Origin of the sequence: Borborobacter xinjiangensis (assembly GCF_047739745.1) — a bacterium.
In the GTDB taxonomy this organism is placed as follows: Bacteria; Pseudomonadota; Alphaproteobacteria; order Rhizobiales; family Rhizobiaceae; genus Pseudaminobacter.
On sequence record NZ_JBLLVA010000011.1, the window covers coordinates 23509 to 46781 of the forward strand.

20 protein-coding genes and 1 tRNA gene are annotated in these 23273 nt (G+C 62.2%); 12 read left to right on the forward strand and 9 right to left on the reverse strand.

Annotated features, from left to right (window positions below):
- Positions 1-82 precede the first annotated feature (82 nt).
- Positions 83-1315, reverse strand: a complete 1233-nt coding sequence (locus ACLKMW_RS13405) for an acyltransferase family protein (RefSeq protein ID WP_415724964.1) — start codon at positions 1313-1315, stop codon at positions 83-85.
- A 385-nt stretch (positions 1316-1700) separates the two neighbouring features.
- Between ACLKMW_RS13405 and speB the strand changes: the two genes are divergently transcribed.
- From speB to ACLKMW_RS13420, 3 genes are read left to right on the forward strand one after another with little or no spacing between them, the layout of a single operon-like run.
- Positions 1701-2702: an agmatinase gene (speB, locus tag ACLKMW_RS13410; protein ID WP_415724965.1), complete on the forward strand. Its 1002-nt coding sequence runs from the start codon at positions 1701-1703 to the stop codon at positions 2700-2702.
- 29 nt (positions 2703-2731) lie between these two features.
- A complete protein-coding gene (gene argC, locus ACLKMW_RS13415; RefSeq protein WP_415724966.1) occupies positions 2732-3670 on the forward strand; it encodes an N-acetyl-gamma-glutamyl-phosphate reductase in 939 nt (312 codons plus the stop codon).
- A 4-nt stretch (positions 3671-3674) separates the two neighbouring features.
- Complete coding sequence (locus ACLKMW_RS13420) at positions 3675-4517, forward strand: aminoglycoside phosphotransferase family protein (RefSeq protein WP_415724967.1); 843 nt, start codon at positions 3675-3677, stop codon at positions 4515-4517.
- On the opposite strand, the gene ACLKMW_RS13425 is transcribed toward ACLKMW_RS13420, so the two are convergent.
- Complete coding sequence (locus ACLKMW_RS13425; RefSeq protein WP_415724968.1) at positions 4507-5601, reverse strand: COX15/CtaA family protein; 1095 nt, start codon at positions 5599-5601, stop codon at positions 4507-4509. The two genes, ACLKMW_RS13420 and ACLKMW_RS13425, sit on opposite strands and share 11 nt — an antisense overlap.
- 149 nt (positions 5602-5750) lie before the next feature.
- Here ACLKMW_RS13425 and ACLKMW_RS13430 point away from each other — a divergent pair, with 149 nt between their 5' ends.
- Positions 5751-5966: a DUF2842 domain-containing protein gene (locus ACLKMW_RS13430; protein WP_415724969.1), complete on the forward strand. Its 216-nt coding sequence runs from the start codon at positions 5751-5753 to the stop codon at positions 5964-5966.
- An 18-nt stretch (positions 5967-5984) separates the two neighbouring features.
- On the opposite strand, the gene ACLKMW_RS13435 is transcribed toward ACLKMW_RS13430, so the two are convergent.
- Positions 5985-7043: a polysaccharide deacetylase family protein gene (locus ACLKMW_RS13435; RefSeq protein ID WP_415724970.1), complete on the reverse strand. Its 1059-nt coding sequence runs from the start codon at positions 7041-7043 to the stop codon at positions 5985-5987.
- 90 nt (positions 7044-7133) lie between these two features.
- Between ACLKMW_RS13435 and ACLKMW_RS13440 the strand changes: the two genes are divergently transcribed.
- A complete protein-coding gene (locus tag ACLKMW_RS13440) occupies positions 7134-8339 on the forward strand; it encodes a GNAT family N-acetyltransferase (protein WP_415724971.1) in 1206 nt (401 codons plus the stop codon).
- Positions 8340-8349: 10 nt separating this feature from the next.
- On the opposite strand, the gene ACLKMW_RS13445 is transcribed toward ACLKMW_RS13440, so the two are convergent.
- Positions 8350-10581, reverse strand: coding sequence for a GumC family protein (locus tag ACLKMW_RS13445; protein WP_415724972.1), 2232 nt, complete (start codon positions 10579-10581; stop codon positions 8350-8352).
- 248 nt (positions 10582-10829) lie between these two features.
- Between ACLKMW_RS13445 and ACLKMW_RS13450 the strand changes: the two genes are divergently transcribed.
- The 6 genes from ACLKMW_RS13450 (at position 10830) to ACLKMW_RS13475 (ending at position 16064) form a co-directional block, all read left to right on the forward strand.
- Entirely contained in the window at positions 10830-11393 is a 564-nt protein-coding gene (locus tag ACLKMW_RS13450; RefSeq protein WP_415724973.1) for a polysaccharide biosynthesis/export family protein, read from the forward strand.
- Between the two features lie 88 nt (positions 11394-11481).
- Positions 11482-12648, forward strand: coding sequence for a glycosyltransferase family 4 protein (locus ACLKMW_RS13455; RefSeq protein WP_415725082.1), 1167 nt, complete (start codon positions 11482-11484; stop codon positions 12646-12648).
- 45 nt (positions 12649-12693) lie between these two features.
- The gene (locus ACLKMW_RS13460; RefSeq protein WP_415724974.1) at positions 12694-14232 is read left to right on the forward strand and encodes an undecaprenyl-phosphate glucose phosphotransferase; all 1539 of its coding nucleotides are present in this window, start codon (positions 12694-12696) and stop codon (positions 14230-14232) included.
- Positions 14229-15518 carry an O-antigen ligase family protein gene (locus ACLKMW_RS13465; protein ID WP_415724975.1) on the forward strand — a complete coding sequence of 430 codons (1290 nt, stop codon included), beginning with the start codon at positions 14229-14231 and terminating at the stop codon, positions 15516-15518. Before ACLKMW_RS13460 ends, ACLKMW_RS13465 begins: the two co-directional genes overlap by 4 nt.
- A 72-nt stretch (positions 15519-15590) precedes the next feature.
- Positions 15591-15667, forward strand: a tRNA-Pro gene (locus tag ACLKMW_RS13470).
- Between the two features lie 247 nt (positions 15668-15914).
- A complete protein-coding gene (locus ACLKMW_RS13475) occupies positions 15915-16064 on the forward strand; it encodes a hypothetical protein (protein ID WP_415724976.1) in 150 nt (49 codons plus the stop codon).
- Positions 16065-16079: 15 nt separating this feature from the next.
- Here the strand turns inward: ACLKMW_RS13475 and ACLKMW_RS13480 are convergent, their stop codons facing one another.
- The 4 genes from ACLKMW_RS13480 to ACLKMW_RS13495 are packed head-to-tail and all read right to left on the reverse strand — an operon-like array spanning position 16080 to position 19296.
- Positions 16080-16268: a hypothetical protein gene (locus ACLKMW_RS13480; protein WP_415724977.1), complete on the reverse strand. Its 189-nt coding sequence runs from the start codon at positions 16266-16268 to the stop codon at positions 16080-16082.
- A 50-nt stretch (positions 16269-16318) separates the two neighbouring features.
- Positions 16319-17509, reverse strand: a complete 1191-nt coding sequence (locus ACLKMW_RS13485; protein ID WP_415724978.1) for an NAD(P)/FAD-dependent oxidoreductase — start codon at positions 17507-17509, stop codon at positions 16319-16321.
- The gene (locus ACLKMW_RS13490) at positions 17506-18216 is read right to left on the reverse strand and encodes a methyltransferase domain-containing protein (protein ID WP_415724979.1); all 711 of its coding nucleotides are present in this window, start codon (positions 18214-18216) and stop codon (positions 17506-17508) included. The genes ACLKMW_RS13485 and ACLKMW_RS13490 overlap by 4 nt, the downstream gene beginning before the upstream one ends.
- A gap of 3 nt (positions 18217-18219) precedes the next feature.
- The gene (locus ACLKMW_RS13495; RefSeq protein ID WP_415724980.1) at positions 18220-19296 is read right to left on the reverse strand and encodes a type III polyketide synthase; all 1077 of its coding nucleotides are present in this window, start codon (positions 19294-19296) and stop codon (positions 18220-18222) included.
- Positions 19297-19482: 186 nt separating this feature from the next.
- Here ACLKMW_RS13495 and ACLKMW_RS13500 point away from each other — a divergent pair, with 186 nt between their 5' ends.
- Positions 19483-19740: a DUF2188 domain-containing protein gene (locus tag ACLKMW_RS13500; protein WP_415724981.1), complete on the forward strand. Its 258-nt coding sequence runs from the start codon at positions 19483-19485 to the stop codon at positions 19738-19740.
- Between the two features lie 32 nt (positions 19741-19772).
- Here ACLKMW_RS13500 and mfd read toward each other — a convergent pair whose 3' ends face one another.
- Complete coding sequence (gene mfd, locus ACLKMW_RS13505) at positions 19773-23273, reverse strand: transcription-repair coupling factor (protein WP_415724982.1); 3501 nt, start codon at positions 23271-23273, stop codon at positions 19773-19775.

Consider the following 23273-nt stretch of genomic DNA (forward strand, 5'->3'; position numbering starts at 1 on the left):
AGAATCGCTCCGGGTCCGACAACTCGGCGAAGCGATAGCCGCCTTCGATGACAGCGGCATGAAGGCCTTCCCGCGGGTAAAGTCAGATTCTTTTCGACAAGCGCCTGAACCAGGCGAGCGCCGGCATCTCCACCAGCCGCCACGTGCAATATGAAGCGACAAGCGTCAGGGCGAGCATGATGGCCGTTGCCGCAAGGCCGACCATGGCGCTTTCCGGCCCGAAGCCATGGGCGACACCGCCGTGGAAGCCGATCTCGCCAAGGAGACCGCCGCCCAGCTTTCGGTCGACAAGGCCGGCGAGGTTGAACAGGCGTCCCTGCACGAAAATATGGACCATATAGATCGAATAGGACAATGCGCCGAGCAACAGCATTGCCCTCGACCGCAGCAGCGCACTCACCCACCCGCCCTCATGGGCAAAAACGTAAAGGGCGATGACAAAGACGAAAGGTGCCGCGATGCCGACATTGCCCTTGCCGGCCGAGCTGACAAACAGAACGATCATGGCGATCGCACCCAGTTCAACGAGCGTCCATGCGAGGCGCTCCGCGCGACTGTAGACCTCGTCGATTTCACGCCGTACCGCTGAAATCGCGTCGTGCTGGAACCATGACAGCAGCGCACCCAGCGAAAAGCCATAAAGACAGCGAACGAAGCCGAAATCCCACGACACATCCATGCCGGTCGCGGAAAAGGCAAGCAGCAACAACGGCGCAACGAGCGGCGCGACGACGAAAAACATCCATGCGCGACGCCCGGCCACGAACATCGCGGCGGCAAAGAACAGATAGGCGAAGAACTCGGCCGAGATGCTCCAGCTCGGCGCATTCCAGGTGAGCTGGTTCTCGAAGCCGATGCCATGGAGCAGGAAAAGATTGGTGAAAAGGCTGCCGATGCTATCGGAGCCGGTGAACGGAGCCGCGCCATTGCCGCGCAGTTGCGGCAGCAGCAGGCGCAGCAGTTCGAACCCGACGAAAGCCGCAAGCATGAACAGATGCAGCGGGTAAATCCTGCCGAAACGAACCAGGGCAAAACGCCTGATCGCAGTCGTGCTGTCCAATCTGCTTGCATAGCTCGAGGTGATGACGAAGCCCGAGAGCACGAAAAAGAAGTCAACGAACAAATAGGACGAGCTAATAAAAGCGCTTTGCGAGATAAATCCCGTCGCCGGAAAATGAAAAAGCGCGACCAGGAGCGCGCAGATGCCGCGCCAGGAATCGAGCGCCTCGAAACGTCCGGCCGCAACAGCGGTCGATCGGGCGGATAAGATGGTCGAAGAAGAGCGAGTGCTGTCGAGGAATGTCGTCTGCGCCATAGTGGTCCACATTCTGTCCCGAAATGATATACGGTCCGGGCGAATCCGCTTTTCATCTCGGCAGGGGCAAGACCCGTGCCGGCCTTAGGACCAATCGACATTCAGGATTTGAGGCGTGGTATGAGCCAAAATCGTTCAGTTCGAGGAGCGGAGCCGAAGTCGCAGCCGCCCTGCGTCGAGGCTTCGCGAGGCTGAAATGGGCGACTTTGGCCATATCCCTGCGGGACGCGGCGGATTTCGGTCCTGAATGTCGAAACTGCTCGACGGTGGTCGAACTGCCTTGCGCTTTTCTCCTGTTCAGGACCGAAATCCGGCTCGCGCCACGCCCAACCCTGAATGTCGATTGGTCCTGGTCTCCCTAACGGACAAGCTTTAGGAAATCGTAATGCCTGCACAGTCCATCGATCACGCGTTCACAGCCAACAGGAACACCGGCCGCTCCAGCGACCCGACCTATGCGGGTGCGCTGTCCTTCATGCGGCGCCGATACACCAAGAACCTGAAGGGGGCGGATGCGGTGGTGTGGGGCATCCCGTTCGACGCCGCGGTGACCAACCGGCCCGGCGCGCGTTTCGGGCCGCAGGCGGTGCGCCGTGCCTCGGCGATTTTCGATTGCGATCCGCAATATCCGTTCCAGCTTGATCTTTTCGACCAGTTGGGCGTCATCGACTATGGCGACTGCCTGCTCGACACCGGTAATCACCAGAAGACGCCGGGCACGATCGAACGCGAGGCTGGGAAAATCCTGAAGTCGGGCGCCTTCCTGCTTTCGCTCGGCGGCGACCATTTCGTGACCTGGCCCGTGCTGAAGGCGCATGCGGCAATCCATGGACCGCTGGCGCTGGTGCAGTTCGACGCCCATCAGGACACCTGGCCCGACGACGGCAAGCGCATCGACCACGGGTCGTTCGTCGCCCGCGCGGCACGTGAAGGCATCATCGATCCGGATCGCTCCATCCAGATCGGTATCCGCACCCACGCGCCCGAGACGTTCGGCATCAAGATCCTGTACGGGCACGAGGTCGAGGAAATGCGGGCTTCCGACATCGCCTACGCGATTGCCGAACGCACCGGCGGCCGCAAGACCTATGTGACGTTCGATATCGATTGCCTCGATCCGGCCTATGCGCCAGGAACCGGCACGCCGGTTGCCGGCGGCCCGTCCTCGGCCAAGATTCTTTCGGTGCTGCGCCAGTTGACTCAAGTCGATATTGTCGGCGCCGATGTCGTTGAGGTTGCGCCCGCCTACGATCATGCCGATATTACGGCGATCGCCGGCGCGACGGTGGCAATGCACTATCTTGGACTGCTGGCTGAGCGAAAGCTGCGCGAGACCGCTTTGCGGCAGGCTCAAAGCCCGGTTTCAGAGCAGCTTGCAACCATTTGAAACAAAGCACATATCGACGGACGAGACCCATGAAACCCAAAATCTTCATCGATGGCGAACACGGCACCACCGGCCTGCAGATCCGCGCGCGGCTTGCCGAACGCAGCGATCTTGAAGTCCTGTCGATCCCGGAAGCCGACCGACGTGACAAGGACATCCGCGCGGATTTCCTCAAATCCGCCGACCTCGCCATCCTCTGCCTGCCGGACGACGCTTCCCGCGAGGCTGTCGGCATTCTCGAGGGCAACAATTCCACGCGCATCATCGATACCTCGACCGCGCATCGCGTTCATCCCGACTGGGCCTATGGCTTTGCGGAAATGGATGGCTCTCAGCGTGCGCGGATCGCCAAGGCGCGGCTGGTCGCCAATCCGGGGTGCTACCCGACCGGTGCGATCGCGCTTGTGCGCCCGCTGGTTGCAGCCGGACTGTTGCCATCGGACTATCCGGTCACCGTCAACGCCATTTCGGGTTATACGGGCGGCGGCAAGCAATTGGTGGCGCAGATGGAGGATGAAGCGAGGCCCGATCACATCGGCGCACCGCATTTTCTTTACGGGCTTACGCTGACGCATAAGCATATCCCCGAAATGCAGCTCTACGGGCTGCTCGAGAGGCGGCCGATCTTCTCACCTTCCGTCGGGCGCTTCGCGCAAGGCATGCTGGTGCAGGTGCCGCTGCATCTGGCCGATCTGAAGGGCGCGCGGTCGCTTGGTGACATTCACGCCGCGCTTGCCGCTCACTATGAAGGCCAGGACATCGTGCAGGTGGTGCCGCTGGCCGATAGCGCCAAGCTTGCCCGCCTCGATCCGACCGAGCTCAACGACACCGACCTGTTGAAGCTCTACGTTTTCGGCACCGAGGGACAAGGCCAGGTCAATCTCGTTGCCGTGCTCGACAATCTCGGCAAGGGCGCATCCGGTGCCGCCGTGCAGAACATGGACCTGATGCTCGGCCTGAAACATTAGCCTGATGGATCAGCCTGCCTTTCCGGGTCGCTGGAATGTCAGCGATCCGGTTCTCATCGCCGAGACGTTCAGCAGCCGCATCTGGAAGGTGAGGCTGGGCGATGGGAACACGGCCGTGGTCAAGGATCTCAAGCCTTTCGACGATGTCGAGGACGAATTGCGCGGCGCGCATTTCCTCTCCTGGCGAGATGGCTACGGCGCGGTGCGCCTGCTGGGGCTCGACGGAAAGCGCATGCTGCTCGAACATGCCGGCGAAACGGCACTCACCGAGCGGCTGAACGCTGACGGCGACCGGCAGGCGACCGAGATTGCGGCCGAGGTGATGGCAAGACTACATTCACCCTCGACCAACCCTGCCCCGGCCGACCTTCAGCCGCTCGCCGAGCGCTTCGACAGCCTGTTCAGAAAGGCCAAGGCGGAGCGCGAAGCCGGTACGACAAGCCTCTATGTCGAGGCCGCGAACATTGCCGAGCGGCTTCTTGCCAATCCACACGAACTGCGGCCGCTCCATGGCGACCTGCACCATGACAACATCATGCATGGACCGCGCGGCTGGCTGGCGATCGATCCGAAGGGGCTGATCGGCGATCCCGGTTTCGATGCGGCGAACCTGTTCTACAATCCGCTCGATCGCGACGATCTCTGCCTCGACCCCGAGCGCATCGTCTTCATGGCCGAGACCTTTGCTGCAACGCTCGGCCAGGACGTGCCGGCCATACTCGATCACGCCATTGCCTATGGCTGCCTGTCGGCAGCGTGGCATGCCGAGGACGGCAACGCGCCGGATGAAACGCGCGAACTTGCGGTTGCCGCCGCGGTCAGCGAGGTCCGCTCTCTCAGTTCCTGACGACGACCTCTGTCGGCAGCGGATACGAGCCCTTGGTTCCGCGCCAATGCGCGGCTGCGAAGCCGAGGAGGACAAGCGCAAAGCCCTGATGCAGCAGCGCCCAGTGCAGCGGCACCTGCAGGACAAGCGTCGCGACGCCGATTGCGGCCTGCACCAGCACCAAATGGAACAGCACCAGCGCCCGGCGCCGATGCGTCGTTCCTGGCTCGCTGCGGCCGACCGCGATCATATGCCAGAGCGCGGCGACAAACAGGGCGTAGGCGCCGAGGCGATGAATGAATTGCACCGTCTTCGGATTTTCGAAGAAATTGTGCCAAAGCGGATCGATGACGAACAGGCCGCCCGGCACCATGGCACCATCCATCAGCGGCCAGGTGTTATAGCTCAAGCCCGCATTGAGACCGGCAACCAATCCGCCGAGAAATATCTGGAAGAGCGATAGAAACACCAGAAAACCGGCAAAATGCTGCGTTTTCTTGTCCGCCGGCGCTTCCGAGTGCGGTGCAAGCCCTCTTGCCACCACCATTGTCGCGGCGAAAATCAGCGCTGCAATCGTCAGATGCATTGCCAGCCGATATTGGCTGACATCGGTGCGCTCGACCAGGCCTGACGAGACCATCCACCAGCCGACCGCGCCCTGCAGACCGCCGAGCGCCAGAATGCCGACGAGCTTCGCGCCGAGGCTGCGTTCGACGCGACCGCTCACCCAAAAGAACAGGAGCGGCAGGGCAAACACGAAGCCGACGCCGCGCGCCAGAATGCGATGCGCCCACTCCCACCAGAAGATGACCTTGAATTCCTCAAGGCTCATGCCCTTGTTGATCTGCTCATATTGCGGAATCTGGCGGTATTTTTCGAATTCCTCGTGCCATTCCTCGGTCGAGAGCGGCGGAATGACGCCGTGGATCGGCTTCCATTCGGTGATCGACAGGCCGGAATCGGTCAGCCGCGTTGCGCCGCCCACCAGAACCAGCGCAAACAGCACCACAAGCACGACATAGAGCCAGCCGCGCAGAAGCGCGCGATTGCGCACGTCCCTGTCGCGCACTTGAAGCGCCACATCGGCATTGGATTGCACGGCCATGACCTTTTTCCTTACTGTTTCCAGCGCCGGGATTGGTGGACCATAGGAGCAGCACTTACAAGGCATTGAGATGCGCGACACGCCGTCGCGCCGCAACCCGGCTTGCGCGCCCGGCATAGAAACCGTAGGAGAGCCGCGAAGGAAAAAACATGCCCATTCGCCTTAAAAAGCTCATCGGAACGGTCCTGCTTATCGCGCTGGTGATCATCTATGCGCTGGTGGCCACGACAGTTGCCGTGGCGCGGCTCGCCGAATCCGGGCCGCTGGTGCACTTCGCCTTCTTCCTGTTCAGCGGCCTTCTATGGATCGTCCCGGCGATGGGCATCATCAAATGGCTGCTGGTGGAACGGAAGCCTAACCGCTGATCCTCGCGCCGGCCGCGACTATACGGTAACGAGCAGCTTTCCCGAATTCGCCAGCGGCGTCGATATGCCCGACAACATGGTGCGGACATAGGCGAGGCGCTGGTAGCGGCCATTAAGGGAAATGCGGGGCAAGGCCCGCAGGTGCGCGGCATGCCCGGCGTGAAGCACACCATGACGCGTCGTCACGGCAGAAGCGTAGCCGGCGGCGCTCGCCAGCGCCACTTCGCGCGCACCGACAGCACTTGGATAACCATAGGGGTAAGCCATGTGCGCGGGCTTTTGGCCAAGCTGCGCCTCAAGAATTCGCCCCGCGTCGACGATCTCGCGACGAGCGAAATCTTCCTCCAGCCTCTTGAGACTGTAGTGGTGCACCGTATGCGCGCCAATGGTCACCAGCGGGTGGGCGGCCGCCTTGCGCACCTCTTCCCAGGTCATCAGCGTATCCCGGCGCGGCCCGTCAGGATCCACACCGCAGGAGCGAGCCAGTTCGTGAAGCACGCGCCCCTGCTCCTCCTCCCGCACTTCGGTGGTGAAATAGGTCAGGAGCCGTGCATTTGCCTCGGCGCGGTTGGCCGGCGTCGAGCAATCGAGCGTCATTTCCCCGCTGGGGGACTTGAGGGTGAGCGTATCCTTCGCATGGACGATCTCGTCGAGCACGTCCCACCAGAGGTCGACCGCGCCGTCGATCAGCCCCGGCGCGATGTAGATCGTGATCGGTGCGCCGTGCCTTTCGAGCACCGGCAGGGCTTCGGTCAGGTTGTCGCGATAGCCGTCGTCGGCGGTGATCGTCGCAAACGGCGGCCCGCCCTGCCCGCGCCTGAGCCGCTCGAGCGCGTCGTCAAGCGTGACGAACTCGTAGCCGCGCGTCTTCATGTCGGCGATGACTTGATCAAGAAATCCGGGTGTGATGGCGAGGTGGCAGTTGGCTCCCTCCGGCCTCTCAAGATGGCTGGTGACACGATGAAGCATCAGGATCGCACCGATGCCGCCGACGACCGGTCTGGCGAGCGCTGCAACGCCGCAATAGCCGAGCGCGTTGAGCACAAGCTTTCGCAGCTTGTCGCGTCCGTCGATCATTGATTCACCTTTCGCCCTTATCGTCGGATCACACAGATCGCGCTGGAACTGCGTTCCCGCCCACCAGCGATAGCGGCGAAGGATTGAGGTATGATTGACGCCGCCGCGTCATTTCAAGGCAGCGACGGCAAGACCGGGCTTGATCCATATGAGCACGGCACGCCGCGCATCGAGGTCTTGCCGGCGGACAGCACCGCCTTGGCCCTATATGCTGAGCTTTGCGCGGGCGGCGTCTTCGCGCCCGCCCAGAGCGCGCTTTGGGTGCGCAACTGGATCGCGCATGCAAAACCTGATGACTTGATTGCTGCGATCCTCGTTGACGGCAGGGCCGTCTTTGCCCTGGCGCTGGAGATCGTCAACTCCGGCCCATTCCGGGTGGCGCGCTTCATGGGCGGCTCGCATGCGAACGGCAATTTTCCGGCCACGCTGCGCTCCTGGCTTGCCTCGGAAACCTCCGTTGCCGTCAATGCGGTGATCCGTGCCATCCACGCTGCTAGGCCGGATATCGACGCCATTCTCCTTCAGCGCGTGGCCACAGATCTCGACGGCATCGAAAACCCCCTTCTGGCCTTGCCGCACGCGCCAAGCCCGAACCTGGCGCTCGCCGTCAAGCTGGATCACGGCTTCGAGGCGGTGCTTGAACGCGCGCCCGCCAAGCGCCTGGCCAAGAGATACCGCAAGCAGCAGCGCAAATTCGAGGCGGCGGGCGGCTTTCGCCGCATCACCGCCCGCTCGCCACAGGAAGCGATCGACCTGTTCGACGCCTTTCTCGCCATGAAGTCAGAGCGCTTCCGCAAACAGGGCGTAGCGAACGTATTCGACGGCCCGCATATCCGCGCCTTCTTCCAGGCGCTGTTTGTGGACGCGCTCAACGAACCCCGTCCGTCCTTCGTGCTGCATGGGCTTGAGGTCGATGGCAGGCTGCGCGCAATCACCGGGACGAGCATCTGCGGCAAGCGCCTCATTTGCGAGTTCGGCGCGATCTCGTCGTCCGACCTTCCAGGCAGCAGTCCCGGCGAATTCCTGTTCTTCGACAACATCCGCGAAGCCTGCGAAACCGGGTACCGGATCTACGATTTCAGCGTCGGTGACGAACCCTACAAGCGCTCATGGTGCGATATCGAAACGCGGCATGTCGACATTCTCCTGCCGCTCACTGCAAAGGGACGGCTGCTGACCGCCACAACCCGCCTCGCCGACTGGCTAAAGGCATTCGTCAAGGGAAACCCGCTGATCTGGAAGCTGGTCAAGACAGTTCGAAAGCGCACCGCAAGGACGGCAATGCGCGACGAGTGACAAGCGCTCCTTACGCTGCGCTTCTGCCAGGCACAGGCGATGTGGGCATATCGTGTCCCACCGGCGTGACCAGGATGAAGCCATGATAGCCTCCGGCTCGCAGATCCTCGGAAGCTTCGGCCACTTCGTCGGCCGGCTCCAACACGCTGACGAATATTTCCGTGCTTTCTCCAACGAGGCGGCGGATGCCGGCGGCATCGATCGGCCCGCACTCGATCACCACCAGATCGTAGGCGGTGGTCAGCGATTCCAGGATGATTGGCAGCCGATCGGCTGCGCGCATGGCCCGCGCGGGATCAGCGGTGCCCACAGGTATGACGTGACAATCCGAATAGTGATCGGGATGAATGACATCGGTGAACTGAGCTTCGGCGGCAAGCAGATTGGTGATGCCGGGAAACCTGCCGCTGTCGAGCATCGGACGCGAGGCGGCACCCGAAACCGTGAGATCGAGCAGGAGCACCCGCAGGCCGGCGTCGGCGACTTCGCGCGCCACCAGCACAGCCGTCGCGGCCGCCTCGTCGCCCTCCGGTGAAACGAAGATTGCCCGCATTGTTCCGCCGGCGATCAGCCTTTCGGCCGCGCGTTCAACGCCGATATGGCCGGGCGGCGGAAATGGCTGCGCATCCTCTTCCTCCTGATCGGGCACGACCGGCATTGCAGCGGGATCGTCATCAGGCCCCGAGGGAATCGTGGGCATCGAAATCTGCTCCACAGGCTCGAAATGCGCGCCCGGAGCAGGCCGCATGGCGCGACCGGAAAACAGCTCCTGGAGCAATGTCGCGACCGACATGAGCAGAAGCGATGCGGCGAAGGCCGCGCTCACGATTGGGATGATCTTCGGAAAGTAAGGCTCGGAGGGCACTACCGCGCGTGAAAAGACGCGCGCATCCGCCGGCAGATAATTGCGGTCCCTGCGCGACGAGGCCTCGCGGTAGCGCGTCATATAGGATTCGAGAAGTTGACGCTGCGAGGCGGCTTCGCGCTCCAGCGCGCGCAGTTCCACTTCCTGCTCACCGGCACGTGCAGACGCCGCTTTCAGCGTATTGAGGTCGGAAACGATCTGGTTTTCACGCAACTGCGCCGTCTGCACCTCGGTTACGATGCTTTTCAGCACATTCTGCGCTTCGACGCGGATCTGCTTGTCGAGATCGGCAAGCTGCGAGTTCAGCGCACGAATGCGCGGATGATTGCCGAGCAGCGTGGTCGACAGGTCGGCGATTTCGGATTTGAGCTGGACCTGGCGTTCGCGCAACCTCTGGATAAGGGTCGAAGACAGGACCTCCGGCAGCGCATCGATCGAGCCGCCGGCAGCCAGTGCCTTGCGCATGCTCTCGGCATTGGCTTCGGAGGCGGCGCGACCGGCACGCACCCGCGAAAGCTCGGAAGAAAGCTCGGAGAGCTGTTGGGTGGCCAGGACGGAGTTGTTCTGGCCCATGAGAAGATCGGATTGCGCGCGAAAATCAGCCACGCGCCGCTCGGCCTCCTTTACCTGCTTGCTGAGTTCGGCGATCTCAGGCGCCAGCCACTCGGTCGCATCGGAGTTGGTGGCGAGCTTGGCATCGCGGCTCACGGCAAGATAGGCATCGGCGACGGCGTTGGGTACCTCAGCCGCCAATTGCGGGTCCTGCGAAGAAAACTCCACGACGATGACGCGGGAGTTTTCGACGCGGTAGACGTTGAGCTTTTCGCGGAATGACTTCAGCACGCGCTCGTCCGGTGGAATTTCATGCGGATCGCTTTTCAGGCCGGCGATGACCAGCAGGCGCGAAAGCGTCGACATATTGGCCGCAGGATCGAATTCGGGCAGCTTCGACAGACCGAGCTTTTGCGAAACCTGCATGATGATGTCGGTTGAGGAGATGACTTCCACCTGGCTCGTCACCCCTTCCTCGTCGAGAATCGGACGATAGGCGTCACCATTGGCATCGGGTCGCGTGAACACCGATTCACCCGTCTCGATCAGAATGCGCGTCTCGGCCCGGTAGTGAGGCGTCGACATCCACGCAAAAAGGAACGCCAGCAAGGCAACACCAAGCGCAACGCCCAGTATGCGGCGCCAGTTACCGGCGAGCGAGGCAAAAAGCTTACCCAGGTCGACATCGACATCATTGGCCTGAGCGGAGCCTTCATAAGCCTGAGGCACTTTTGCGGCGCCATTCCGTTTTTCCTCGGCCACGTCGATGCGCCTGGATCGTCTCGATCCTGGTCGGCCGTGATCCAGTGTTTCTGTGCCGGACATGCGCGCTGCTCCGCCTTTGGATGGGCAGCATCGTAAACAGCTATGGTAACTCAGCAGTTAAGATTTGCCGGCGCGGCCGGCGCTCTCGGCAAACGCTGACGTTCGACACCCAAGTAAAACCGCACTTTCCAGGAGACGCGGACAAGTTGCGACCCGCCTTTACCCGCCATTAACCCTAACAAGCGAAGAGTGAGGCGATCGAAGCTGCCGGTGCGAATCCGGTGTGAAGTCGAGGTACGCACCTGATCATGAGACGCTTGCGCTCCGTTTTTATCGGACTACTGGCCGGAGCCCTCCTTACGGGCTGTTCCGGCTATCGGCCGACGCCTGCGGCTTTCCATGAAGTGATCGACCAGCCTTATCGGCTGGGGGCCGGTGACCGCATCCGCGTCACCGTTTTCGAGCAGCCTGGGCTCACCAACACCTACAGCGTCGACCAGTCCGGCTATATCGCATTTCCATTGATCGGCGCCGTGCCGGCGCGCGGCCACACATCCCAGCAGGTGGAAGCAACGCTTGCCGCCAAGCTGCGCGAGGGATTTCTGCGCGATCCCGACGTTTCGGTCGAAATCGACCGCTACCGGCCGATTTTCGTCATGGGAGAAGTGGGGGCTGCCGGCCAGTATTCCTACGTCCCCGGCCTGACCGTGCAAAAGGCGATCGCCATTGCCGGAGGCTTTTCGCCCCGCGCCAACCAGGCGGATGCCGACGTTACCCGTGACATCAACGGCAAGGTGATGACCGGCCGCGTGCTGACATCCGACCCGCTGCTGCCCGGCGACACCGTCTATGTCCGCGAGCGCCTGTTCTAGGATCATGATCGTCCAGGATAGCGGCGCCCCACTTGGTGCGCATCGAGACGACGCCGAGCCCTCCTGCGGCGGGCGCACGGCAAGACGGCTGCGCATCGTCCATTGCTTCCGCTCTCCGGTTGGCGGAATTTTCCGGCATGTAAGGGACCTGACGGAAGCACAAGTCGCGGCTGGCCACGCGGTCGGCATCGTCTGCGATTCCACCACGGGGGGCGCCTATGAAGAGCGCCTGTTTGCCGCAATGGAAGACATGCTGGCGCTTGGCATGTGGCGCACGCCCATGCAGCGTCATATCGGCCCCGGCGATATAGAAGCCGCCTGGCGCACCTATCGTATAATCCAGAAATTGCAGCCGGACGTCCTGCATGGCCATGGCGCCAAGGGCGGCGCTTACGCGCGCATGTTCGGCTCACTCCTGCGGGTATCAAGGTCTCGCGTAGCCCGCCTCTATTCGCCGCACGGCGGCAGCCTGCACTACGACGAAACGGCGATGACCGGGAAACTGTTCTTCGGGCTGGAACGCCTGATGCAGCGGTTCACCGATCACCTGCTGTTCGTCTCGGATTACGAACAAAGAACGTTCCGCCGCAAGATCGGCCCTCCCCGGCCTCAAAGCAGCCTTGTCTATAACGGGCTTGGAGCGAGCGAATTCATACCCGTCACATCCCACGCGGATGCCGCCGATTTTCTCTACATCGGCATGATGCGCGACCTCAAAGGTCCCGATCTCTTTATCGAGGCGCTGGCGCGGGTGGAAACGGCGCTGGCCCGGCAGGTGAGCGCCGTGATGGTTGGCAGCGGCGACGATCTTCCGCGCTATCGTGGGCAAGTCGCAACGCTCGGCCTCGCCGACCGTGTCCAATTCCTTGACCCGATGCCGGCCCGAAAAGCCTTTGCGCTCGCGAGATTTATCGTCGTTCCCTCGCGCGCCGAAGCGATGCCCTATATTGTGCTCGAAGCGCTCGCCGCGGGCCTGGCCATGATCGCCACCAATGTTGGTGGGATTCCAGAAATTCTTGGCGCCGCGTCTCCGGCTCTCGTGCAACCCTCGGTGGAGGCACTCAGCGCAAAAATGAGCGAGGCGCTGCGCGATCCCGGCGGTTACCGCGCCAACATGCCCGCAGGAGCGGACCTGAAAGCGCGCTTCGGCGCCGATGTCATGGCAAGGCACATCGAAGCCGCCTATTTTTCGGCTCTTGGCGAGCGGGACGAAGAAGACCATCCAAGGCTACGGGTTATCTCAAGGTTTTCTTAGCTGATCACTGCTAGTGCTCGCGTGTAAGCACACGGATCATGAGCAATGAACGAGATCGACCCGGCACGCCGCTTTTCGGCAGATGCGGTTCGAAAGTTTGATCGCGGCGCAGTCGCCCCGCAACCGGCTGTGAAACTCAACAAGGTCGCGCTGCAGGTCGCGTCGCAATATCGGCGCGATACGATGTCGCCGGTCATGGTGAGCGGCGTTCTGCGCCTGATCGAATTCATCCTGCTGTTCGCCTCCGGCTTTGGTCTTTTCGCACTCCATGTCGGGCTGACCACCCATCTGGCCTGGCAGTATCCGCTGATCATTGGCGGCGCTGCCCTGCTGATGGTCGTCTTCCTGGAAATCAGCGATCTCTATCAGGTCCCCGCGCTGATGCGTCCGCTGGAAAATCTCGGCCGGATCCTTCTGTTGTGGTCGGGGACTTTCGCGCTGCTCGCGCTTGCCGGCTTCTTCCTGAAGATTTCGGAAGATTTCTCGCGATTTCTGTTCGCCGCATGGTTCGGCACGGGTCTGGTTCTGATCGTCGGGCTGCGGATTGTGCTGGCGCGGATGATCCGGCGCTGGGCGCGCAACGGCCGCATGGAGCGTCGCGCCGTCATTGTCGGCGGTGGCGGTGCCGCCGAATCCCTGATCCGCTCCGTAGAGCAGCAGCCCTACAACGATATCCGCATCTGCGGCATTTTCGACGATCGCGACGACCGCCGCTCGCCCCCGATCGTCGCCGGCTATCCGAAACTCGGCAACGTGGCCGAACTGATTGAATTCGCCCGAATCGCCCATATCGACATGCTGATCGTGTCGCTGCCGATCACCGCCGAGAAGCGGGTCCTGCAGTTGCTGAAGCAACTTTGGGTGCTGCCTGTCGACATTCGCCTGTCGGCGCATTCGAGCCAGCTCCAGTTCCGGCCGCGCTCCTATTCCTACATCGGCTCCGTGCCGATGCTCGACATTTTCGACAAGCCGATCAACGACTGGGACTCGGTGGCCAAGCGGGCATTCGACATTGTCTTCAGCCTTCTCGGCATCGTCGTCTTCTCGCCGCTGATGCTGATTACCGCCATTGCCATAAAGCTCGACAGCAAGGGACCGGTTCTGTTTCGCCAGAAACGCCACGGCTTCAACAATGAGGTCATCGAGGTCTACAAGTTCCGCTCGATGTTTGCGGATATGTCGGATCCGACCGCGAAGAATACCGTCACCAAGGGCGACCCGCGCGTGACAAGGGTTGGCCGCATCATCCGCAAGAGCTCGATCGATGAGCTGCCGCAGTTCTTCAATTCGCTTTTCGGCAGCCTCTCGCTGATCGGGCCGCGCCCGCATGCCATCGCCGCGCAGTCGCATAATCTGCTCTACAACGAGGTTGTCGACGGCTATTTCGCCCGCCACCGCGTGAAACCCGGCGTAACCGGCTGGGCGCAGATCAATGGCTGGCGCGGCGAGATGGATACCGACGAAAAGATCAGGATGCGCACCGAATACGACCTCTTCTACATCGAGAACTGGTCGCTGTGGTTCGATCTGAAAATTCTGTTCTTGACGCCGATTCGGCTGCTGAACACGGAAAACGCCTATTGAGCGCGCTCGCCCATGAACTGCCGCGCGCAGCGATCAACGCCCGGCTGGTGGCGCTGATTTCTTCGGCCGCCGTGGCATTCGGCGTGTTTCTGTCGGGTTTCGTCATCAACGAGCCCGCCCCTTATGAACTTTACATGGTGGGGCTGATCGCCATCTCGGCGCTGTTCGGCCTGCGTATTTCGCGAACACTGGCGCCGCTCGTCGTCTTGCTGGTCCTGTTCAATATCGGCGGGATGATTTCCATGAGCCAGATGTCGGACCTGATGAGCACCCCGCTCTATCTGGCGGTGTCGCTTTTCCTGGCGTTCACCGCGGTGTTCTTCGCCGCGATTACCGAAATGCAGCCGAGTCTCTACCCTGTCATTTTCCGAACCTACGTCGCGGCCGCGGTCGCGACGGCGCTGCTTGGAATCCTCGGCTATTTCCATGCGGTGCCGGGTGCCGAGATGTTCACTAAGTATGATCGCGCCGCAGGTGCCTTTCAGGACCCCAACGTCTTCGGGCCGTTTCTCGTGCTGCCAGGCATCTACCTGCTTTACCGGCTGCTGACCGGCAACCTCTCGAAAATGCCGCTGTACATCGTTCCGCTGCTTGTCATCGTCGGCGGCATCTTCTTCTCGTTTTCACGCGGCGCTTGGGGCTTGTTCGGGGTGTCGGCAATTCTGCTTACTGGCACGCTGTTCCTTCAAAGCGCCAGCGGCAGCTTTCGGCTGCGGATCGCGATCATGAGCATCGCCGCCTTCCTGCTGCTTGCAATCGCGCTGCTGGTCGCCTTGCAGATACCGACGGTCGCGGAACTGTTCACGGTGCGCGCTCAACTGGTGCAGGATTATGACGGCGCGCGCCTCGGCAGGTTCGCCCGCTATAGCATCGGCTTCCTGCTCGCCATGGAGAGCCCGCTCGGTATCGGACCGCTCGTCTTCGGACAGATTTATGGCGAAGACACGCATAATATCTGGCTGAAGGCGCTTCTCGACTACGGCTGGCTGGGCTTTGCAGCCTATTTCACCCTGATCGTCTGGACGCTGGCAGCCGGTTTTCGCGTGCTCTTTCGCAAGCGGCCATGGCAGCCATTCACCGTGTGCGCCTATATCGTTCTTGTTGGCCATGTTGCACTCGGCTCGATCATCGATACCGATCACTGGCGGCATTTTTATATGCTGCTCGGTCTGGTATGGGGCGGAATCGCGCTTGAGGCGCGCCATATCCGATGGCGGGCAAGATCCTGCGAGGGCTCCGCGCATCAGATAGGTGCCCGGAGGCGAGCACTGGATTCAACGAAATGATCGCCTTCCGGCCCAAGGACAGGTTTTAGCCCTTGCGCCACAATCCTCGAATATATATGGCTTTGCGCGGTCCGGAGTGTAGCGCAGCCCGGTAGCGCACTTGACTGGGGGTCAAGGGGTCGTGGGTTCGAATCCCGCCACTCCGACCATTTCAAAACAAGGACTTGATCGGGAAGTCCCAATCATTCGAGACGATCGGATATGTCCGCGATGCCCGGAATGGCAGCGCTGGCTCGTTTCGTGTCGACGAAAAGACCGCCATGGTCATCCCCCAATTCGATCGAAGATCGGCGGAGCCTGCGAGTTGTTTGCGCCGGCGCAAAGACATGCGCGTCCATTGCTGTATCCAGCGGCGAAGGCGCGAGCACCTCTCGATCGCTCGAAGGGAGATCAATCATGGCCGACGAAAAAAGCAGTGATCGCCAACCAATAGTGGCGGCTGACGCGGCTTATGGCACCGAAACCGGAAACACCCTGCTGCCGATGCTTGTTGCCGGGCTTGTGCTGGTGATCGCCGGCGCCATAGCCGTCATGACATTCGTTTAGCGTCCCTTCGGACGCTTACAGCCCGCCAATACCGAAGAATGGACCGGTTTTAGGGCCAAACAGCATCCAATTGTTCGGCTGATCGCAGAAACCGGCATCGTCCGGACGGTCGGTGCATGCCCCCGTGTAGGTCGGGCTGGTTGTCTGGCAGCCGGAAATTGCCAAAACCGCAAGCGGCATCATCCAAATCAAGGCGCGTCGCATCGACGATCTCCAGTTCCTCATGCGCCGAAGCCTAACATGCATCCGCCCGATCATGCAGATCCCATGCCCGGCACGCTTGTGGCCTTGCCGCTGAGCTTGGCGCCGAGCGTGAGAATCACCGGAAACGCGCCAACCATCGTTCGCATCAACGGCGCACTTTCGCGGCGCACGGCGAGTTGCGCGAAAGCGGCGGCCGCATGGATGCGCGTCGAAAACAGCTTCTTCCACGCTAGGGAATAGCGCTGGCCGGCGATTTGCCGCGCCCTGAGGTCGCTTGCTCCCGCCCGCGTGAGTTCCGAGGCGAGAAGCCAACCGGACTGCAGGGCCATCGATATGCCTTCGGCAATTATCGGATGTGATTCTCCCGCCGTGTTGCCGATACGGAAAATGTCGTCCTCATAGCAGGTGCGAATGCCGGGACGGATCGGCCCCGCTGCAAGCCAGCGACCGTCAAGCACCGCATCGCCGATGGCTTCCCTGATACCCCGGCAGGACATTATGAGATGGCGCTGCACGGCCTCGCTTGCCGGCAATTTACCCGAAACCTTGCGCATTGCGGCAAGGGCATCGCGTCTTATGCAGCAGGAAAGCGACAGTCGTCCGTGATCGGCGCCGACCATGCCACCATAGCCGCCCGGAAAGACCAGAAGCGGCATCAGATCGGCGGCGAGCGATGAGCCCCTGAAATGCGCCTTGAAGCCGAGGAAGTCGGAGGCAAGATTGGTGCGCGCAAGCTGCGTCGGAAGATTTCCCGGCTTCCAGGAGCCATGCGCGGCGATGACGACCGGCGCATGCAGAACGCTGGCCCCTTCCTTGGATTCGATTCGCACGCGATGAACCGCGCCCTCCTCCTTGTCGATAGCGACCGCGCGCCATGGTTGGAAGATTTCGGCGCCGGCGGCCCGGGCGGCCTCCAGCAGCAGGAGATCGAGCAGGTCACGACCCAAGGCCCGGCCGAAGCCGGCGTTTGCGGCGCGCGGCATCGGCGCCTCGACGCAGGTCTCGCCGGCATAAAACGCGACGTGTCTTATTTCGGGGCCAGCGGCTGCTCGCCAAACCTCCCCGACGCCCAGCCGGTCCAGCAAGGCGGAATTGGTGGATGAGATGAATTCGCCGCAGACCTTGCGGCGCGGGAACTTGCTTTTTTCGATCACGGCGACCGCCCAACCGTGCCGGGCAAGCGTGATCGCGGCGGAACTTCCGGCAGGTCCTCCCCCGATGATTATGGCGTCGAACTTCATGGCGTAACGGCACCGGATGTGACGGCAAAAGCATGCGTGAACAAGCCGGCGCGCCGTTCTTCCACCGCGGTTCCGGCGCCCCAGAGATCGGACAGCTCGGAACCTGCGAAGCCCGCGCGCACGCTTGCCGCTGCATCATGGCGGGTCACATCATTGGCGGCGATTGCCCAGAGCAGGCGCGCGGCGGCGAGCGGGAAAGTGGCCCTCAGCGGTTCGGTGGCGATGAAGATCGGTGCAACCGGCCGCAAGCGGGACAGCAAACGCGATAGCTCGGCATCCGAAAAATGATGCAGAAAGAGATTGGACGTGATCGCGTCGAACCGGGCATCGCCTTCATGCTCAACCCATTCGAAGACGTCGGCGACAACCGGCCGAGCCTGCCAGCCGAGTTTGTCGAAGCCGTCACGGCATTCGCGCGTGACGAGGTCCATGCGGTCGAGAAGCGTAAGCTCGACATTCGGCCAATGACGAGTCAGCCGGCGCGCCACAGACAGCATGAAGGTGCCGTCGCCCGCGCCGATTTCCAGCACGCGGCGCGGCGGTTGGCGTACATGTTTCGAAAGCAGAGCCGCCATGATCTTCGGCTGAAGCATCAAGGCGTTGATGCGGGCAAGATCGCGCCGGGAGCCGATGGCGCGCGGATCACCCGCAGGCAGCCGGTCGAGGATTTCAGGATCGACACGCCGCGTGGCAAGATCGCTCGACATGGTTCATCCTGCCGTGCGAAACATCATGGTTTCGGCAGTCAGTCCGGGCCCGAAGGCCATGGCGCAACCGAGGCGGCCGCTGGGGCGCGCGTCCAGCAGTTGCTCCATTACGAACATGACCGTGGCAGAAGACATGTTGCCGTTGCGGCGCAGCACCTCACGCGAGGCCGCCAGCGCGGTAGGGCCGAGATCCAGCGCCCGCTCGACCGCATCGAGAACCGAACGCCCGCCCGGGTGGATCGCCCAAAGATCGACCTCATCGATTGACCTGCCATGCAGGATCTCGTCGCGGCTATTGCTTAGCGTTTTCTGGATGGCAGCGGGCACCTGCCCCGACAGGAACATGTCGAAGCCGCGGTCATGAATGCTCCAGGTCATGAGTTCGCGGCCCTCCGTCGCGACGATCGCGTGAAAACTTTCGAGGAGCAAGCCGTGCGGCTCGGCGGTAACCAGCGAAGCGGCGCAGCCATCGCCCCACAGGCAGAACGAAAGCAGCTTTTCCAGATCGTCGGTTTCGCTCAGATGTAGCGTGCAGAGCTCGATATTGACGATGAGCACGCGAGCCGACGGATCGGACCGCACGATGTGGCGCGCGAGCTTCAAGGCGTTGATTGCCGCGTAACAGCCCATGAAGCCGACCATCGTGCGCTCGACTGAGCTGGGGAGACCACAACGCGCCACCAGTTCGAGATCGATGCCCGGTGCCGAAAACCCGGTACAACTGGTGACGATCAGATGGGTTATGCGGGCGCGCTCCTCGCCAAGCTGGAGTTTGTCGAGGGCGCGCTGCGCCAGGGAGGGCGCGGCCGCATCGAACATTTCCATGCGTTTGGCCGTTCCCGGAAACGCGCCGCGCACGAAGACGCCATCCCGGTCGACCGACGCGCCTTCGGGATCGCTGCCCGGCGAAAAACAGGAGTATCTATGCTCGATGCCGGCAATGTCGGCCATGCGCGTGAAGACAGCGCGGCGACGCGGGTCATGGGCGAGCATCGAAGCCGCAAAACGCAGGAAGAAGCGATGCACGTCATGGTCGGGCACCGCGGTCGCGATCCTGTTCACAAAAGCGTTCGACGGCATTCTCGGCTCCTCGGCCCGAACTATCGAAGCCTTTTGGCTTCACGAAAGGCCCAAAATCTACGCCTGCGACCCTCTCGCCTTGCATCAACCTTTCTTGAGCCGATTTTGATCCGACTATTTTGGTGACGCGTCGAAGCCGGAACATTGCCCGCCGACATCCGTTTATGGCGAAAACGGAGTCACGCGATGACCAAAGTCGTATACGAAATCGTCGAGCATGATGGCGGCTGGGCCTACAAGCTCGACGGCGTATTTTCAGAGACGTTTCGGCGCCGCGAGGACGCTCTCAATGCCGCCAAGGCAGCGGCTGCCGAGCAGCAGCTCGGCGGCAAGACCGAAGGAATTTCCTATCAGGACCCCGATGGTGTCTGGCACGAGGAGGTGGCGGAGGGCGGCGACCGCCCGGTTACCGACGTGGTCGACAATGGGCGCGACCAGCGCTGACGCCTGGGCTTGGTTCTGACATTCCGGCCAGACTAGGCAGCAACCTTTTCAACCAGACGAGCAAGCTGGGTCATGACAACGGCGGCGCCTGCCATACGCTTTTCGGGGCTCGGCCAGTCGCGTATGAACACGACGCTGTGATCCGGCCGGATTTTGGCCAGCGAGCCCTGCTCGCCGATGAACCGCACAAGGCCTGCCGGATCGGCAAACTCGCGGTTGCGGAAATGTAGGACCACGCCCTTGGGTCCTGCGTCCAGCTTTTCGACATTGGCCTTCCGGCAAAGCGACTTGATGAAGACGATCTTCAACAGGTGCTGGACTTCGTCGGGCAACGGGCCGAAACGATCGATCATTTCGGCGGCAAAGCCATCGATCTCTTCCGGTGAATCCAGATCGGCCAGGCGGCGATAGAGCGCCAGCCGCAATTGCAGGTCGGGAACGTAGGATTCCGGGATCATGACCGCCGTGCCGACGGTTATCTGCGGCGACCAGCTTCCATCGACCACCTCGCCGGTGCCGCGAATTTCGGCAACCGCCTCCTCCAGCATCTGCTGGTAGAGTTCGAAGCCGACCTCCTTGATGTGACCCGACTGTTCCTCGCCGAGCAGATTGCCGGCGCCGCGAATATCGAGATCGTGGCTTGCGAGCTGGAAGCCGGCACCGAGCGTATCGAGCGATTGCAGAACCTTAAGCCGCCGGTCGGCGGTATCGGTGAGCTTGCGGTTCGCCGGCAGCGTAAACAGCGCATAGGCGCGCAGCTTCGAGCGCCCAACGCGGCCTCGCAACTGATAGAGCTGGGCAAGGCCGAACATATCCGCGCGGTGGACGATCAGCGTATTGGCCGTGGGTATGTCGAGGCCCGACTCCACGATGGTCGTCGACAGAAGCACGTCATACTGCCCGTCGTAGAAGGCGTTCATGATGTCGTCGAGTTCGCCCGGCGCCATCTGGCCATGTGCGGTGGCGACTTTCAGTTCCGGCACCGAAGCGTGCAGAAAATCGCGGATTTCGCCGAGGTCCGAAATGCGCGGCACCACATAGAAGCTCTGGCCGCCGCGATAGCGTTCACGCAGCAGCGTTTCGCGGATCACCAGCGGATCGAATGGCGAGATGAAGGTGCGCACCGCCATGCGGTCCACCGGCGGCGTGGCGATCAGCGAAAGTTCGCGCACACCGGTGAGCGCCAATTGCAAGGTGCGCGGGATCGGCGTTGCCGAGAGCGTCAACACATGCACGTCGCTCTTCAGATCCTTCAGCCGCTCCTTGTGCTTGACGCCGAAATGCTGCTCCTCGTCGATGACCAGCAGACCGAGATTCTTGAAGGAGATAGAGGAGCCGAGCAGCGCGTGCGTGCCGATGACGATGTCCACCGTGCCTTCGGCCAGCCCCTTCTTCGTTTCCGCCAGTTCCTTGGAGCCGACAAGCCGGGAAGCCTGCCGCACAACCAGAGGCAAGCCGGAAAAACGCTGTGAGAAGGTCTTGAAATGCTGGCGTGAGAGCAGGGTCGTCGGCACCACCACTGCCACCTGGAACCCTTCCATCGCGGCGATGAAGGCGGCCCGCAGCGCCACTTCCGTCTTGCCGAAGCCGACATCGCCGCAAACCAGTCGATCCATCGGCTTTCCGGCGCCAAGGTCATCCATGACGGAATCGATTGCCCGCTGCTGATCGTCAGTCTCCTCATAGGGAAAACGCGCCGCAAACTCGTCGTAAACGCCGCTTGGCGGATTGAGCGCGGGTGCGGCGCGCATCTGGCGTTCAGCGGCAAGACGGATCAGTTGCCCGGCCATTTCGAGCAGCCGGCGTTTCAGCTTCGCCTTGCGCGACTGCCAAGCACCGCCGCCCAGCTTGTCGAGCGTGGCCTCGGCCGCATCCGAGCCGTAGCGCGACAGGAGTTCGATGTTTTCGACCGGCAGGAACAGCCGGTCATCGCCGGAATAATGGATTTCAAGGCAATCATGCGGCGCGCCGACCGCCTCGATTGTGCGCAAACCGATGAAGCGGCCGATGCCGTGATCGGCATGGACGACGATATCGCCGGCCGACAGCGACGCAGCCTCGGCAATGAAATCGGAGGCACGTTTGCGCTTTTTCGAGCGGCGCACCAGGCGATCGCCAAGTATGTCCTGCTCGGCGACGACGATGAAGCCGTCGGTCTCGAATCCGGCTTCGAGAGGCAGCACGGCAAGCCCCGCCTGCCCGGCCTTGAGCTTCTCGACCTCCGCGAGTGTCGTCACTGGCGTCAGATTGCCAAGATCATGCTCGGCGAGGATTTGTCCCAGCCGGTCCAGCGAACCTTCCGTCCAACCGGCGATGACGACGCAACGGCCGGCCGCCCGCAGATCACCGATGTGTTTCACCGCCTCGGAGAAGACATTGACGTTGGGGTCTGCTCGCTCCAGCTCGAAGCCGCGACCCGCATGCGCGCCGGCGTGCAAAAGCTTGCGTCCGCCAAGATCGGGCGCGTCGAAGCCGGTGAATTCGATCGCCGCGCGATCGGGCAGTTCGGATGTCACGTCGTCGGGGGAAAGATACATCTGCGCCGGCGGTACGGGCTTGTAGGGCACGGCGTCCTTGAGCGCGCCTTCCGCCTGTTGCTTGCGCGATTCATAGTAGTCGAGGATCAGCGTATGTCGTTCGCCTAGCGCCTCGCGCGCCAGATGGTCGAACACGACGGGCGCGCCCGGAAGATAGCCGAACAGCGTATCCAGCCGGTCGTAGAAGAACGGCAGCCAATGCTCCATGCCGGCGAAGCGGCGGCCCTCGCTGATCGCCGCATAGAGACCATCGTCACGCGCGGGCGCCCCGAAGGCTTCGATGTAATTGCGCCGAAAGCGGCTGATCGCATCGGGCGTCAGCGCCACTTCGCTCATTGCCTGCAGCGTCACAAGATTGCGCTGGCCGGTGGTGCGCTGGGTCGCCACATCGAAAGCGCGGATCGATTCCAGCGTGTCGCCGAAGAAATCGAGCCGAAGCGCCTCGGTCGAACCTGGCGCGTAAAGATCGAGGATGCCACCGCGCACGGCGAACTCGCCGATGTCGCGCACCGTCGAAACGCGGTCGAAACCGGAGTTTTCAAGCCGCGCCACCAGTTCGTTCATGTCTATCTGGTTGCCGGGCTTGGCGCGGAAGGTCTGGGATTCGATGATCTCGGCCGGCGGGATGCGCTGCAACAGTGCGTTTGCCGTGGTCAAAATGACCGCCCGGTGCGGCTTCTTCGCCAGTTCGGCCATCGCAGCCAGCGCATCCAGACGGCGCGCGGCGGCCTCCGATCCCGGCGAGACGCGATCGTAAGGCAGGCAGTCCCATGCCGGAAATTCCAGAACCGGCAGTTCGGGTGCCGCGAAGGCCAGCGCCTCGACGATCGCCGGCAGACGCTGACCGTCGCGCGCCACGAAAATGATCGGGGCGTCGGGAGCGGTCTCGGACGCGGCCTGCGCCAGCGCAAACGCCTCATAGCCGTCCGCGACGCCATCGACGACGAACTGGCCGATTCCGCCTTTCGGCAGGCCCAGTGGTTTGATCAGACTCAT